Source organism: Paenibacillus sp. lzh-N1, assembly GCF_002872435.1.
Classification (GTDB): domain Bacteria; phylum Bacillota; class Bacilli; order Paenibacillales; family Paenibacillaceae; genus Paenibacillus; species Paenibacillus polymyxa_C.
Map to the genome: position 1 here is coordinate 2,470,553 of NZ_CP025696.1, position 16,819 is coordinate 2,487,371.

The 16,819-nt window shown below is 37.5% G+C and carries 11 protein-coding genes and 2 pseudogenes; 11 read left to right on the top strand and 2 right to left on the bottom strand.

What is annotated here, in order from left to right; translation table 11 throughout:
• Positions 1-173 precede the first annotated feature (173 nt).
• From C0638_RS11285 to C0638_RS11315, 7 genes are all read left to right on the top strand, one after another.
• Positions 174-503, top strand: coding sequence for a hypothetical protein (locus tag C0638_RS11285; RefSeq protein ID WP_153008809.1), 330 nt, complete (start codon positions 174-176; stop codon positions 501-503).
• Positions 504-825: 322 nt separating this feature from the next.
• Entirely contained in the window at positions 826-1,398 is a 573-nt protein-coding gene (locus C0638_RS11290) for a hypothetical protein (RefSeq protein ID WP_058710346.1), read from the top strand.
• 346 nt (positions 1,399-1,744) lie between these two features.
• The gene (locus C0638_RS11295; protein WP_058710347.1) at positions 1,745-2,572 is read left to right on the top strand and encodes a heteromeric transposase endonuclease subunit TnsA; all 828 of its coding nucleotides are present in this window, start codon (positions 1,745-1,747) and stop codon (positions 2,570-2,572) included.
• On the top strand, positions 2,565-4,790 hold the full coding sequence (locus tag C0638_RS11300; protein WP_058710348.1) for a Mu transposase C-terminal domain-containing protein: 2,226 nt from the start codon (positions 2,565-2,567) through the stop codon (positions 4,788-4,790). The genes C0638_RS11295 and C0638_RS11300 overlap by 8 nt, the downstream gene beginning before the upstream one ends.
• Positions 4,787-6,430, top strand: coding sequence for an ATP-binding protein (locus C0638_RS11305; protein WP_102163491.1), 1,644 nt, complete (start codon positions 4,787-4,789; stop codon positions 6,428-6,430). Before C0638_RS11300 ends, C0638_RS11305 begins: the two co-directional genes overlap by 4 nt.
• Before the next feature lie 7 nt (positions 6,431-6,437).
• Positions 6,438-8,174: a TnsD family Tn7-like transposition protein gene (locus C0638_RS11310; RefSeq protein WP_058710350.1), complete on the top strand. Its 1,737-nt coding sequence runs from the start codon at positions 6,438-6,440 to the stop codon at positions 8,172-8,174.
• Positions 8,175-8,190: 16 nt separating this feature from the next.
• Positions 8,191-9,132, top strand: coding sequence for a TniQ family protein (locus C0638_RS11315; RefSeq protein WP_082689600.1), 942 nt, complete (start codon positions 8,191-8,193; stop codon positions 9,130-9,132).
• A gap of 649 nt (positions 9,133-9,781) precedes the next feature.
• Here the strand turns inward: C0638_RS11315 and C0638_RS11320 are convergent.
• Together C0638_RS11320 and C0638_RS11325 are read right to left on the bottom strand one after the other, a co-directional pair.
• Positions 9,782-10,030: pseudogene (locus C0638_RS11320) on the bottom strand (Tn3 family transposase); the annotation flags it as partial.
• 151 nt (positions 10,031-10,181) lie between these two features.
• Positions 10,182-10,775, bottom strand: a complete 594-nt coding sequence (locus tag C0638_RS11325) for a radical SAM family protein (RefSeq protein WP_233902308.1) — start codon at positions 10,773-10,775, stop codon at positions 10,182-10,184.
• Between the two features lie 681 nt (positions 10,776-11,456).
• Between C0638_RS11325 and C0638_RS11330 the strand changes: the two are divergent.
• The 4 genes and pseudogenes from C0638_RS11330 (at position 11,457) to C0638_RS25180 (ending at position 16,096) form a co-directional block, all read left to right on the top strand.
• A pseudogene (locus tag C0638_RS11330) lies at positions 11,457-12,639 on the top strand (serine hydrolase domain-containing protein).
• Positions 12,640-12,861: 222 nt separating this feature from the next.
• Complete coding sequence (locus tag C0638_RS11335; RefSeq protein WP_058711370.1) at positions 12,862-14,196, top strand: erythromycin esterase family protein; 1,335 nt, start codon at positions 12,862-12,864, stop codon at positions 14,194-14,196.
• 483 nt (positions 14,197-14,679) lie between these two features.
• The gene (locus tag C0638_RS26160) at positions 14,680-14,736 is read left to right on the top strand and encodes a hypothetical protein (protein WP_442792767.1); all 57 of its coding nucleotides are present in this window, start codon (positions 14,680-14,682) and stop codon (positions 14,734-14,736) included.
• Between the two features lie 847 nt (positions 14,737-15,583).
• On the top strand, positions 15,584-16,096 hold the full coding sequence (locus C0638_RS25180) for a TnsA endonuclease N-terminal domain-containing protein (protein WP_233902309.1): 513 nt from the start codon (positions 15,584-15,586) through the stop codon (positions 16,094-16,096).
• The last annotated feature ends 723 nt before the right edge of the window (positions 16,097-16,819 follow it).

Sequence of the window (16,819 nt, forward strand, 5' to 3'; positions counted from 1 at the left end):
AAAACTCGGAGACGAAACTCATTACGAAAGCTGACTCTACCCTGAATGAAGTGTTGAGTACATTTCTAAGGTAAAATCTATTCAATATTATTGGTATTCGGATATTTAATTATTAATGAATATAAAAAAATCTTATTGTCAATAAATGAAGATATAAGCTAAAGGGAGGAACGATGATGCCCCTGATATCAGATTGTTTGAAAATGTATGATTTTGCTTCAGTGACACCTTTGGGTATCCAATATCAGCATCTTTATTATACGTGTTCCAAGGCCATACGAGAACGTTGGTTTGAGATTGCCCAAAGAGACGGGGGATGGAATATTCGTATTCAATATACTCCAACTGACTTGAAGCACATTTACCTAGAAACGGATTCTGAAGAGCTTGAAGAATGCAGAATTGTTGTAAGAGATTCATTGCAAGGTCTTAACTTGGATGAGTATGTCCAGAGCGTTCAACTGATGAAACTAGCTAAGCAGATCATAAAAAATAACGAGTAGGGTCCCATTTTTTTAGAGAAAGCAATTGATAACCGCAGATATGCATTTATACAAGGAGCGATGTACCAGTGTATTTAGATCAACTTGAGCGGTTTATTAAGGAGGGGAACTATAAAAATTTAAAACGGAGAGAAAAGAAGCTGGCGATATTACGTAATAGTGTGATGAATCATCAAGAGAGTCTAGGTTTGAAACGCATGGTATGGTTAGAGCAGAGAGTTGTGGGAACGTTTTGCTCAGTACATACCTATGAAGAAGACAAGAGAAATCTGTTCGATTTTTTGAATAGCTATGGATTGCTTCCTCTGGTTTTAAACATTTCATGGGACAACTTCTACCCGAGGAACAAAAGAAACTTGAACAGCTTTCAACTCTAAAACAGCCTTACTTACGTTTTTCACCCAAAAAATCATTATGGATCGATGCTGGGGAGTTAAGGGATTTTGAGACAGCCATTAAACAGTTAGACATTGTACAGCAGATTGAGGAGTGGAAAAGAATCCGCCTCTTTTATGATCAGGAATTACAACGGTGGAATACGTTGCGGAAAGAAGCGGTACGAGAAATAAACGAGGGAATTCAACGAATAGAGCTTTCTTTTGGAAGTTTGAATGTAGTGATCCCAAGTCCGCAGCTTAAAGTCATCGATGCACTGGATCAATTAAGTGTGGATTCTTTAGTTTGTGCTGGACGTATTAATTACGAGGTAGTGATGGAATATGCTGCAAAAGGTTTCTTTAAAAAGTCTGAGATCGATCGGTTGCGTCAGTTAAAAAATATAACGAGTAAATATATACTGACCAAGCTGGAGAAAGACAAATGGAAGCATGAATTTTTTCAAAGAAAGAAACTTCGATTATCACAACTTAGTCAAGAAAGTTTATGGAAATCATAGACGACCCATGGCTTGCGGATATTCACGAATGATGAGGTCTGTTATGTAGCGGGTGTTTTCAGTTACATTAATACACCTTAAGAATGAAAGCAACCCAATTTAAGATAACTCTAACACGCCATTATCTACAGCAGTGTTGTTTTTCAAAGAGAATGGATGGTATAATCTCACCAAATACGCAACCTTTATAATTTACGCTATTTTGTCGAAAGTTAGATTACTAAAAAGCTGGAGTAGTCCAGAAATCTCTATAGAAAAATTATTTATCACACATCTAAAAGTCAGGCACCTTGTTTTTACAGTGGGGCTTTTTTTGCATTTACTACGAGGTGAATGGAGGGGCACTATGGCTCAAGCATATCCAATTCCCACCACGATAGAAAAATGGATAAAACAAGGCAAAGGTCAGGGCATGGGAAAACATTATGTACCTTGGTTTACAGCAAGGCAGGTACCTTCACAAGGACGGACGCATACCGCAAAAGGAATTAAATCAGGAAGAGAGCACTTACTTCTTTCGGATCTAGAATGGTATTACTTTTATTTATTGGAATGGTCTGATGTCATCGAAGGGTATCGTGAACAATATCCGCTCTTACCCATAGAAGAAACGATTCAGATTGCGGAAGACCTCGGCGTTGATCATCCCATTGATCCGCAGAAACGCGAGCTGAAGGTGATGACTACTGATTTTGTGATTGACCAGGACGATAGCCCCGTTGATGTTGTGAATATTAAACCAGCTAATAAGATTACAATACGTGAAGCGGAGAAAATGGAAATTGAAAGACAGTATTGGAAGGCAAGAGATGTAGGATGGAGCTTGGTAACCGATAAAGATATTCCTGTTTCCTACGCCATGAATGTTCAATACGTTCATAAAACCTATAATCTGGCGCCGTACCATATTACAGATCAGCATGTAATGAAGGCTAGAGTGTTAATGGAACAAATGATTGTAGATCCAGCTTACAAATTAACCGATATAACCAATCAAGCAGATGATGCGTTAGGACTAACACCTGGGAACAGTCTAGTCATTGTAAGACACCTGATTATGACTAAACAATGGAAAGTGAACATGAAGACAAGAATAGATCCTAATCGTCCCTTGGAAATACTAGATTTGAACTATGGTATATCCAGCCAACAAGGGGGAATGCGCCATGCATAATGAAATTTACGTAAATACAATTTTGGCGGTATGGCAAGGTGAGACAGAAGAAGAGGAAGAATGTAATGAACCTGATTTGTATCGTGTACTTTGGGTGCAGCGCAACGAAGATCTAGTAATTATGATCAATACGAAAGAAGAAAAAGGGTATAAGCCTTATCCTGAAATGTTTTCATATTCTATGATTCAGGAAGAAATGAAGGCTGACAATATAGAAAAGACAGTTCTATCTATTCCTAAAATCCATTACCCGGAGCATCAGCTGAGCCCTAAGGACAAACAAATCCGGGATCAAAGGTGGAGTTATTTGAACAGGTTAGCAAGTAAGGAGAATGTACCCCATATATTCTACAAACATGAACGAGGCCGTATCGTATCTGACTTGCATAAGGAAACAGGAATATCTAAAGTCCTTATCTGGCGCATTCTTAGAAGGTACTGGCAACGCGGGATGGTTGAAAATACATTACTGCCTGATTATGATCGCTGTGGTGGAAAGGGTAAGGAGCGTGCGAGTACGAATCAGAAGCTGGGCAGACCGAATATGCAAAGCCGGCTTGACCAAGATGCAGTAGGAATTATTGTTACAGATGAAGTCAAACATATTTTTCGAGTCTCCATTGCGAGATGGTTTCACAAACGAGAAAAACGAACGTTCCAGGAAGTCTACGAACTCATGCTAGCCCGATTTTTTAATGATGGGTTTGAACTCATTGAAGGGAAACAGGTCCCCATCCTTAAGCCTAGCCATGAGAGACCAACTCTTCGCCAATTTAAATATTTTTACCAGAAAGAAAACAATACTGAGGATATGATTTTAAGTCGTGAAGGTAGCAGAAGGTACAATATCAGGTACAGAGCAGTAGAGGGTAATTTAAAACACCGGAACTTCGGGCCAGGTTCTGCATATCAGATTGATTCTACGGTTGCGGATATCTATGTGGTTAGCCGTTTTAATCGAAAATGGGTTATTGGCAGGCCAATAATATATATTGTTTCCGATGCGTTCAGTTCTTTAATTGCAGGAATTTATGTGGGGTTTGAAGGGCCCAGTTGGGTAGGGGCGATGCTCGCTTTAGAGAATGCAGCTTCTAATAAAGTAGAGTATTGCGAACGATTTGGAATTGAACTCGCAGAAGATGAATGGCCAGCAATTGGGTTACCAGAGGTTTTAACGACAGATCGAGGAACAGAGTATACCAGCCAGTATCCTAAGCATTTAAAAAGGACATTAAATGTGGAGTTGGAGGCATTGCCTCCATTTCGTCCAGACTGGAAGCCAGTAGTGGAGAAAACCTTCGATTTAATTCAGGGATTGGTTATAAAATGGATTCCAGGTGCTGTTCTCGAACGAGAAAAAGAAAGAGGTGAAACAGACTACCGTTCCAAAGCTATTCTTGATATTCATGAATTTGAAACGATCTTAATCGAATGTGTACGTTATCATAATAAACGTTTTTTACCATCTTATAAGCGTTCACCCGCAATGATTGAAGATGAACTTAAACCAACACCAGTAAACTTATGGCAGTGGGGTATACGCAAAGGACTGGGGGCTCTACGATGGGTGACAAAGGAAGAACTTCGTATGAATTTACTTCCTTCCAAAAAAGGCAGATTTACGAGAGATGGCATCCGTTTTGCTGGACATGCCTATACTTGTGTAACGGCTGAACAACAGTCATGGAGATTTCGAGCAAAGAACAAAGAAATTATTGAAGTGGAGTATAGTTATGATCCCAGAGATACCTCAATTATTTTCTTAAGACATGAAGGGGGCAGCTTTGAAGAGTGTTACCGCTTAAGTGATCTGTATGAATCAACGAAAGCTAACTCATTTTACCGATACGAAGAAGATTTGGACAAGATGGTTTATGAGGAGCAACTTTCTCGAAATGGCCAGGATGAAAATATTCAGGATCGAATTATACTGCGCACAAAAAGTGCAGCCATAGTTGAAGAAGCCAAACAAAAGACGGGACAAGCAATAAAGGGAATGAATCAGACGGCTAGATTAAAGAACATGCGAGAGAAACAATGGCAAGAAAAAGAGAGAGAGCGACAAACAAATAATTGGACAATTGGACAGGAGCAGCCTTCCAAAGTAAAAAATAATGTTGTGCCTTTCCATATGAATGTTAATCCTCAGGAAGATCGGTTACAGCAAACAAAAGCAGATTTACTCAGGAAAATACTAGAGGAGGATGAGGAGTCATGACCGTCAAACATCCTATTCGAGGTAGGGTAGAGGTAGCCGAATATAGGGATACAGGAATCCCTGACTATAATGGGCATCCTCTAATCGAGGCTCTTCCTTGCATTATGGAGGATGCTGACGTCATTCGTAAAATAAAAAATATAAAGAAATTTAATCCAGAAGAGCGAATGATGAGCCCAAGTAAACGTCGGCACTGTATTGAAAGGTTAAGGAGCTTTGTTATTCCTTTGAGTCATCATATAGAACTTCAACAGGATTTTTCAGAAATGATTCGGCAGGGGTATTTATCTAGAAACATAAATACAACCGATTATATACGTCGTTTAAGATCGCTCATGCTTGGTTTCAAAGATCCAGAGATAGCAGAGCTTGAAAAGGAACATTTATTTGTTCCGGCTCCTACTTCTTCCGGGCTTGCGATTATTGGGATATCTGGTGCTGGGAAAACCACAGCCATCAATCGGATATTGAGTCTTTACCCCCAAGTTATCATGCATCCTAAATATGAAGAGAAGCAGCTTGTTTGGTTAAAGGTTGATTGCCCTGTGACCGGAACTGTCAAACAGTTATGTCTAGGCGTCATTAAAGAAGTAGGCGAACTTTTTGGAGATATGAACTATGAGCTCTACTCCCGATATAGAACTGACCAGCTAATACCTGTTCTGGCTTCGATGGCCATGAGATACCATTTGGGAGTACTTGTCATTGATGAAATTCAATATTTGAGTGAGGCAAAATCTGGTGGGGCTACTCTTATGCTGAACTTCTTTAATTCGTTAATAAACATGATCGGCATCCCTGTAATTCTTATTGGTACACCCAAAGCTAAAAGTTTGTTTTCTCAAGAATTTAGACATATCAAACGAGTCACAAATCAAGGGAGTATTTACTGGGATCGTTTGAAAAAAGAAGATAGTGATTGGATACTATTTCTTTCTCAGCTTTGGAAACATCAATGGACTCAGCATGAGGTTGAAATGACTCAGGAGCTTAACAATGTCATGTATGAAGAAAGCCAGGGGATACCTGATTTGATAGTTAAGATCTTTATTGAATCTCAAAAAAGAGCCATCGAAACGGAGGAAAGGTTAACGTCTTCTCTTATACATTCGGTAGCCCAGAATCAATTTAAAATATTACAACCTGCTCTTGACGCATTAAGAAGTGGGAAGAAAGAAGAAATGCTCCGCTTCCTTGATATTTTCCTTAGCGATTCTCCGAAAGAAATCTTAACAAATGTTGATCGCACAGAACTAAAAAGGAATTTTGGCTTAGATGTTGACCAACTTTTGGATGAAAATCAACAAGAAGACGAGATGAACGAGATTGTAATCTGGTTGATGGATGCTGGGGTTACAGAGGAAGCTGCACGAAAGGCAGCAGGAAAACACAAGACTGAAGATAAAACACTATGGAAAAGATTAGCCTTTCAAGAAGCGCATTCTGCGACTGTGGATGTGGCAGAGGTTATTCCGTCGTCTTCAAATAGAAAAAAAACGGAGAAAAATAGAAAATTAAATGGTTTAATTACTCACATTAATAAAGAAACAGTTAAAAAGAAAAATAAACAGACCAATTATGCAATTTTAAAAGCAGCCGGGTATATTCAAGACCCGTCCAAATTTCTACAGCTGGAGTGATAAGGGAATGGGAGCGACTTTGTATCCAGATGAATTGTTAGCTAGTTTCATAGCCCGAAATCATTTGTTAAGAGGGCATAGAAGCATAAAAACCACATATCAGTCGTTTTTTCATTTAACAGCTGGGAAGCCAGCTTATGATCTCCCAAGTGGTTTAAAAGCCCTGCTCCAAAGTGAACAATTAAAAATAACCTTAGATGAGCTCATTCACTTTCACACTCTGTATCCTTATTACAAGCCTTTCTGGTCAATACAGCAATGTAGACAAGTGAAAGAGGAAATGGTAGCGGACAAAAGTCAACGAATTCAAATGATAGCCGGAGTAATGGCTAGCATCATTCGTACCCATAAAGTTCTGAAAATTTGCCCATTATGTTTACAAGCGGATCTAGATCAATTTGGTGAAGCCTACTGGCACAGAACGCATCAACTGCCAGGAGTTTTAGTATGTCCTATTCATAAATGCTTTTTGTTAGAAAAATGCCACCAATGTAACGAGGATTTTATGGATCAGCGCATTCAGTATCCTGCTTTACCTACTGCATTTTGTAGAAATCATCATGCTTTAAGTGAGATGGTTTGTATTGTCGAAGACCCGCGTTTGATTGGGATATCAGATTTTAGCAACTATATCTTGAAAGGTGGATATAGTGAATATAACAAGGAACAAATGTATGATAAATATATACAACGCTTAATCCGGCTTGGTTACTGTACAGCGACAGGAAGAGTCAAGCAAAGAGAAGTAAGGGAGTTTTTTTTGAGCCAATACAATCCTCAATTTTTAACCCAGATCGCTGTGAAACTACCGGAAGATACCGATTTCAATTGGTTATCGACCATCCTCCGCAAATCAAGAAGGGCTCAACATCCGCTCCTGCACATATTGATTATTCAGTTGTTGTGGGATGCACCGGAAAACATAAAGTTAGAAGGAGCAAGTTTCCCCTTTGGCTCCGGGCCGTGGCCATGCCTAAATCCAATTTCTGATCATTACCACATTAATATTATTCACCATGTAAAAATAACAAGATGCTCAAATACCCGGAAACCAGTTGGAACCTTCGAATGTCCAAGCTGTGGATTTACCTATTCAAGAAGGGGTCCTGATCAAGACAGAAGTGCTATCTATACAATAGGGAGGATAAAAAAATTTGGACCAATTTGGGAGATTCAGTTAGAACAATTGTCTAAGGATCATGCGCTAGGCCTGAGAGAACTGAGCAGGTTGATGAAATGTGACCCAAAAACGATAAAACGTTACTTAATCGGATCTATAAGCCTTAAGAACGAAGCGAATAATTTAACTAATTTTCAACAAAGAAAGAAAAAAAGAAAAGCTACTCCCACTACTAAAAAATTGAACGTAACCCCTGTAAGGGTGGATTGGGAAATACGAGATCAGGAAATAAACATGCTTATTAAGGATGCTATAAAAAAAATTAAACAACAAGAGGGTAAGCCTATAAAGATTACTAAAGCCCGAATAGGTCGTACAATAGGTCAATTAGCTATTTTAGAAAAAAAGCTGGATCTACTTCCATTGTGCAAGGAAACTCTCCAAAGACATGTGGAAACTTTGGAACAGCACCAGAAAAGAAGAATCGATTGGATCATTAATCAATGCACGTTGCAGAAGCTGCCTTTAAGAAAATGGTTCATAATAAGGAAAGCTGGCATAGGCCAAAAATATTCGAAGGAAATGGAGTGCTATATTGCGGAAAGGCTAAAAGACGCCGTGTAAATTGGGGATATAACAATTGAAAATTAACCAATTATTAGGTATGGAAGAGTTTCATAGGATGAAATTGAGCTTGTACCCAGATGAATCTGTGTATAGCATTTGTGCGCGCTATTATTTGTATACAGGCCATTTTGCACGTTTGGCAAAAATAAAACGGAACAACAAGTTGTATTCTAGTTTGCAGAATGCTTTCCTATTGATGAGCCCAGTCAGTCTTCCTGTTGGTTCTAGGTGGGTACGTGATTCTTATTTCCTTGAGAAACACAGTGCATATCCGTATTTTAGTCATTTTATTTTAAATCCAGAGCACAGAAAGAGATTTAAGCGATCAATATTAGAAGGAGATCCTTATATATTAGAAAAAAGACTACATCCGGATCATGGTAGAAAGTTAAGATTATGTCCTATTTGTGTAGATGAAGAGGTTAATAAATATGGAGAACCTTATTGGCACCGTTCACACCAACTACCAGGGAGTATAGTATGCCATATACATAATGTATTATTGGTGTCTGAATGCCCTATATGTAAAGAGAGTCTAGCCGATAGAAATGATCCCCTTCCTAAGGTTCTTCCCTTATTTTGTTCTCGTGGTCATTCGCTTCATTGTACTCGTTCAAATAGAAATAAAGATTTTCTTACCATTGCCAACAATAACTGGCTACTGCTTCACATGCAAAGAGCCATTCGCTTTACTAGAATCCGAAAGACCATGTTTTATTTTTTAAAAAGAGATAAAGTTGAACAAACTCATTCTTTTTATACAACAATAATGTATTCAAAATTCCTTAATCGCTTTGGCGAAGAAACGCTTTCGCAAATTGGGCTGTCAGATCAGGATATAGTGCTTCCTTCGCTTTTGGGAGAGGAGGCATTAATCAATCCTCTTATTTACATTATTTATATGATTTATTTCTCAGGTTCAACGGACGAATTTATAAAGTTTAATATCAATTGAATTACCTTCGATAAAGAAGAACTCGACCAAGTGACGATACCGATCATAATTCAGGATTAATCAGGTTTTTTTTATTGCTGGCTATGCCTGTTGCTCTTCCAAAAGAGCTCAAATTGCAGGCGTGTCCCACCCTCAATCGGTCAGGACTTGCTTCGTAGACAATTTCATTGCATTAGTATGTCGTATCCCTGAACAGACGGAGCAATTTTAATAAAAAAGAGTTAAAGTCATTAATTTAATAAGTTTATAAGTATAATTTTTTTTGAAAATTAAACCGCAAATACTGGCTTTTAGTACACAACTTTATTGTATATCGTACAGGTGGAAAAAGCTGCATTTTACTCGTTAGTACACAACTTTATTGTATATTACAACATTGCAAAATCAGTAAAAACGTTGATACACCGAGGGGGACTAGTACACAACTTTATTGTCTATGCACAAATGTTGCGTACAGACAATAAAGTTGTATACTAATTATTAATGACGGATAACAAGAATATCTCTTCTTGATAACTATGTAATAAAAAGCCCGATGAGCACGTATCATCGGGCTTTTTATTACATTCAGAGGGTGACTGCTTAGGTTTCAATCAGAGCGCATATAAAATGCATAACAAGTCAAAAGTTTTTGAATCCTTTCCTGTTAGCGAAATCCGAGCAAATGCGTTAAACCAAAGACTTGATTGGTGTAATCGGCTGTATCCGTATAATGCACCTCGATGGCCAAGTCCGTTTCATGGTGGAGCAAACCGTCGATGACGTGTACGGTATCCCGAGTGTTCGTATTGATGACTTTCGTGAAGAAAATGGAAAATTGGTCGCTCACGAACCGATAAATCGTAGCTCCTTTTCCCGTCCCGTAATGGGACTTCGCATCTACGTGAAGCGTTGAAACTATTAGGAAATTCAACTGATGAAAACTCAATATCTTATACATACAAAAAGAGCAGCTAAACAGGCTGCTCTTTTTGTATGTATAAGAATGTAACTGATAGAATTACCGTCCAGATTGGAGTAGAGGATATGACTGTCCGATTTCCTGTAGATTAATTAATTATACATATTTTCCCTTTTAGAGGATACTCTCTACTAGAAGATAAGAATATAATCTTTTCGTCAAAATATTTATTAAAATAGTTGTTCGTTTTTAAATGAATATCAGGCTGATACCATTTAGAAAACCCATTTCGCTGAAACAACAAAGGCATACCCAATTGCACGGATCGCTTCCCCTTTAAACCATCTCCAATGTTCAGCGAATCAATATATATTCGATCAACAATCCTCTGTAATCTTTTGGGGAAATCTGGCGTTAAGGGCAAAAGAGGAGAAATGGATGCCTGTGTATTAATTCCTGCTGCATGGACATTTCTAAGAGCCTTTAAGCGCTGGTTGATCCCTAGAGCTAAAGGTGCAAAAAGTGGCTTTACATCTTCTCGGTCTGTTTCAATAGTCATAGAAACTAATAATTCACAACGTTGCTGCAATTCTAATAGTATATCGAGGTCTCTGACCACCAGAGGACTTTTTGTTTGGATTTGAAAGAAATCCGGTGGAGATTCCATCATCTCCGTTAATATTTTTCTTGTGATCTCAACCTTACGCTCGATGGGTTGGTATGGATCTGTAGCAGTAGACATGAATATATTGATAGGTTTATTTCTTCGGTGTTCCGAATGAACAGAAACTCCCTCTACCAGTTCAACTGATAAAGGGAGTTTTAATTAATTATAGTAAAATTAGAACGCATCAAGAACTGATATAATCCAGGGTGGCGGACAAAAGACCAATGGGAATGCTATACGCCATTCGCCATTAATTAAGCAAAACTTCAGTAGTATTTCAACATTTTTGAAGTTTTTCTTGTCCATCTTCTCCTGCTACGTAATTGTGTAATTATAACTCAACACAGCCAAATCATCAGCTTCACTGACAGCGACATCTGAATTGAGTTATTAACTCCGAACAATATTAGGATTTATATAGCGTGACATTTTGACACTACCGTATGTGACAGAAAAACACCTAGAATCACAGAGGTAGTTTTAACACATTAACATAAATGAGGAGGGGATTTTCATTGTGTATGATAAAAATTTAACGAGGCGTGAAAGGGGAAACAGGTTTGACCTATTTATGAAAAACAAACCAGTAACAAGAGTGTTTTAAGGGAAATAAGTAATTTCTAGGGTTAACATACATGTGGAAAAAAAGGAATTTACCGTTTGTTAGGACACAATAGCGTTTGTGAAAATAATAATGAGTAAAGATAATTGCAAATCCACTCTTGCCCTAAAACAGCAGATAATTACCGATACAATATGAATAGAGGAGAAGAATATCTTTATGAAAAAGCATTGTCAAATTACATCTACAGGTTTAGTTCTTTTAATGATTGGAAGTTTTCTGTTATACACAACACCAACCTCAATTGTAAAAGCAGAGCCCACTCAAAATGTATCTAGTTTGTTACAAACAAGTACCCAACGAGATTGTACTTCTGCTAAGCAAGCAATGCGGAATACACTACAACTTGGATACCCTGGGATACTTGCTGAAATTTATAAGAGTGGAAAAACATGGAGTTATGCTGCTGGGATAGCGGATCTGAGAGCCAAGAAACCGATGAAAACAGATTTTCGTTTTCGCATTGGCAGTGTGACGAAGACATTCATTGCAACAGTTCTACTTCAATTATCTGAAGAGAACCGCTTGAATCTAGACGACCCCATTGAAAAATGGTTGCCTGGTGTCATTCAAGGAAACGGATATGATGGTAACCAAATTACTATCCGGCAGATATTGAATCATACAAGTGGTATCGCTGACTATGTAAATTCAAAAGACTTTGATTATACGGATACAAAAAAATCGTATACGGCTGAAGAATTCGTAAAGATGGGGATTTCTCTTCCCCCAGACTTTGCCCCAGGAAAGGGTTGGTCTTATTCAAACACAGGATACGTAATACTGGGGATCCTTATTGAAAAAGTAACTGGAAACAGCTATGCGGAAGAGGTTGAAAATCGGATTATTGAACCGCTTGATTTGTCAAATACATTCCTACCGGGCAATTCAAGTGTGATTCCAGGCACCAAGCATGCCCGTGGCTATTTCCAACTAGACGGAGCAAGTGAGCTAAAAGACGTTACTTATATTAACCCAGGTAGCTCGGATGGAGATATGATTTCTACTGCTGACGATTTAAACAAATTCTTCTCTTACTTACTCAGTGGTAAATTACTGAAGGAACAGCAACTAAAACAAATGCTTACTACAGTTCCTACAGATAGAGAAGGAACCGGATATGGTCTTGGGATCTTTGAAACTAAGCTTCCAAACGGTGTCTCGATATGGGGACACAAAGGTAGCGTTCTAGGGTTTACCACTTTTGCTGGTGGCACACTTGGAGGCAAGCATACATTGGCCGTCAATTTGAACAGCCTTAAAGCTGATAGTCCTGATCCATTTAAAAATATTTTACTTGCTGAATTTAGCAAGTAGGCAAAAAGGAAAACCGGATAAATTTTGTCATAGTTTTTATAGTTAAAAATATGCCTTTCTGGTTCAAAAAACAACTTACTCTAAAAAAATTTGAATAAAGCAAGTTCTTAAGTTGATAGGCATGAGGTCCCGCCACGTCGCCATCAAACTAGGGTCTTGAAGTATCCCCTGGTCCTTAGAGCATGTCAAAAAACTAACAAATAAGTATTTTAGGAGGGTTTTATGAAAAAGAAAATGATTATTGCACTTGGTGTTTCTGCTATAATACTGACTAATTTTGTAGGAAGTACTTATGCAGACTCGAAAACAGGAGTTTCTGTTACAGCTCCCTACAATACAAGTCAAATAGCGGAATGGTTAGAAATGCATGCAAAGCCTTTAAAAACAACTAATCCAACTGCATCTTTTAATGATTTAAAACCACTTAAGAATATGGTAGGTTCAGCTTCAATTGTAGGTTTAGGTGAAGCTACGCATGGGGCTCATGAAATTTTTACAATGAAACAACGCATTGTTAATTATTTAGTATCTGAAAAGGGATTCACCAACTTAGTTTTAGAAGAGGGATGGGACAGAGCTTTGGAGCTTGATCGATATGTTCTTACTGGTAAGGGAAACCCAAGCCAACATCTATCACCTGAATTTAACACAAAAGAAATGTTAGATCTACTTAGTTGGATTCGACAATATAATGCTAATCCAAAACATAAATCTAAAGTGCGTATCATTGGGATGGATATTCAATCAGTAAACGAGAATGTTTATAATAATATAAGAGAATATATAAAAAGAAACAATTCAGATCTTGTGCCTAGAGTAGAAGAGAAGATAAAAGGTCTTATTCCTGTAACAAAGGATATGAATACTTTTGAGAGCCTTACGAAAGAAGAAAAAGAAGAGTATATATCAGATGCTAAACAAATCAGTGCTTTATTAGAACAAAATAAAAGTTATCTAAACGGAAAATCCAAAGAATTCGCATGGATAAAACAAAATGCTCGTATTATTGAACAGTTTACTACAATGTTAGGAGGAACATCCCCTGATAAACCATCGGATTTTTATTTGAAACATGATATTGCAATGTATGAAAATGCGAAGTGGACTGAAGAACATTTAGGGAAAACCATAGTTTGGGGACATAATGGACACGTTTCGAAAACAAATATGATTCCATTTATATACCCTAAAGTAGCTGGGCAGCATTTAGCAGAATATTATGGAAAACGGTATGTATCTATTGGAACATCAGTTTATAAAGGACAATATAATGTTTATAATAATGATGGTAAATTTGGCCCATATGGAATATTAAAATCAGATGATCCAAACAGTTATAATTACATTTTTGGACAGGTCAAAAAAGATCAATTTTTTATTGATTTACGTAAGGCGAACGGAGTGACAAAAACTTGGTTAAACGAACAACATCAAATTTTCGCTGGAATAACTAAAGAAGGCCCTGGTATACCAAAAACTGTTGATATATCATTAGGTAAAACGTTTGATATACTTGTTCAAATTCAAAAAGTGAGTCCATCTCAACTACATCAATAATTTGTAATAATGTGCGAGAAGGCTTGCTTAAGGGCACGACGATTCGTGAAAAGTTTAAATTTGGTTGGAATCGGGTTATCGAACTTGGGACATTTGTTTATATGCTGAAGGCCCATCTACATGGAATCTTCGAGTTAAGCAGTGAGAGCGTTAGTAGTGCAATCCGTTTGTGTTGGAATGCTGTAACTCTTAGAGATTTAACATAGGTAGATGCACAATAGCCGCCCTCAAAGGAAGTTCCAAACAACCTTTAAGGGCGGCTTCTGTTTTATGGATGGTTTATTACAAAAAAATGGAGTTAGGTACACAACTTTATTGTCTGTAAACAAATGTCTGGTGATAAAAAAGTGTGGAACTAGTCATTTTACAAACATCAAGAAAGATCCCGATGATATATCGGGATCTTTTTAGCTTAGGAAGGCAATTATGTCTACAATAGGCTAACGAATTCGAACTATTAGAAAAACAAACAACTTAAATCAAATAAAGTTTGCAAATATAATTGGAATTTCTCAAGGAACGTTGAGTGAGCTGGAATAAGATAAATACAGACCCTCTCTTGATATACTTATAGCAATTAAAGAAAACTTCAATTCCCATATAGAGTGGTTAATCTTTGGAGATACGCCTGTAGCAATTGAGCCCACACAGTAGGGGAACGTCATTCGATTAGCAATACAAAGTAAATAATCAGTTGTAACGTCAAAAACCTTTGCTAAAGATATTAAATGATTAATTTTAGGCCGTGCTACGTTTCACTCCCAATTAGAAACAACCTGTTTAGTTACCCCGATCTTATTACAAATTTCCTTTTGTGTCTATTTATGGATTAGACTCAAATTTTTACATCTCTGTTCCAAAGTATTCATGAATTCATCTCTATTAAATCAAATAGGTTTTACCCGACCCATCTGCTTACTAATTATACCTACTTATAGCCCATATTATAGCTTATTCATGCTCTACTGTACCCTACGAGTAGCCTATGAATAGGCTACGAAGTAAAATATATCTAAGAAATATTACTTTGCTATTGTATAAAGCTGTGAGTTGTTATATTCTACATTTGTATTTTGAAGTAAAACTAAAATATATCTTAGGAGTAGAAAAAGATAACTGAACTTTACTCTGATTTAGTAGTTCTAAAAAGAAGGTGAATAATGAGCAAAATTCGATCAAGTAGCTCTATAGCATCTATTCAACGGAAAATCAAAGAAGGAAGAGGTCAAGGCCACTTTTCGGAATATAAACCTTGGTTGACTATCATGATGTACCTTCAATAGGGATAGTTACTCGAATTCTTGGTTGGAAAAGTGGTCGACTTCACCATTATTTGTCTGAACACTTTGAATTGGCACATCATTACTAAATGGAGTGGTCAGAGCAAGTGATTGATATTCGCGAACAATTTCCTTTATTACCTCTAGATAAAACCCTCTATATTGCACAAAAGTTAGACATTAAACATCCAACTGACCCCAAGAATAAGCTTCCCATCATTATGACTACAGATATGTTACTTACAGTAAAACAAGAAGAAAGTATAAAATTTATTGCACATTCTATCAAACCTTCTAACAAGTTGACAAAACGAGTTGTAGAGAAATTACAGATTGAAAAAGAGTTCTTTAAAGACCAAAAGATAGAGTGGGCACTTATTACGGAAAGACAGATAAACTACAATTTGGTTAGGAATGTCGAATGGCTTCATAATGCTAAAAACAACGATAAATTGTCAAATCATCATATAAATAGTCTCGAAGATAATCTCTATTGTGCTATTCAACAAAGTGAAAAACCACTTGCGAAAGTTACAAGAGAACAAGATGAATTATTTGGTTTACCAAGTGGGTACTGCATGCAAATCGTGAAATATTTAATAGCGAATCGCTATTGGTAGTGGATATGACTCATCTAATACAGCCTACTCTACAATCCATGATTATTTTAGAAAATAGATCGCAAAGCGCAAGGATTCGGAGCACCGGCAGAGAATGTCTCCAGGGAAGATCTCCCAAATCGGCCGGCACCCCGCCTGAATGTCGACACGCGTCGAATTCCTCGATTGATGGCAAACCATTCCCAGCGTTTCTTTTCCATTCGTTTTTTTTAGGCAAAATATTAACACTTTATGTTGGACAGACCAAATTTAACTAAAGTTTTACTATACATTCTTGGAAATTTTGATATAATTCTACCTAGGTTACCTTTCCAATTATGATAGAAAATAGAATTAGATGGTTTTTATATCTATCCAAGCTGTGCGCGAGAGACCAATCCACTGGCTACCCAGCAAGCAGGCATGCGGAGACCGACAATTGTGGAAAGTGACAGCCGAGAATATGTATGCTCCATGACGTCAGAAGGCTCAGAAAGGATGAAGCCAACCTTATCCCAATTCCGATGGAGGATGAAGCGCGTGAGCATTTTTGAAAATATGTAATTTACTTCCAATACAAAGGCTGTCCCGTTCATGCCATACGGAGCATTCTTTGAGCCTCATGCAGACCCATCGTCACATCTAATCGCAAGGAAAAGCTCACTACCCCGCAGCCGTATCTTTACTTATCCACACCAGACGGGGGAATACACAAATCGTACATAGAGTGTATCAATATCCCTT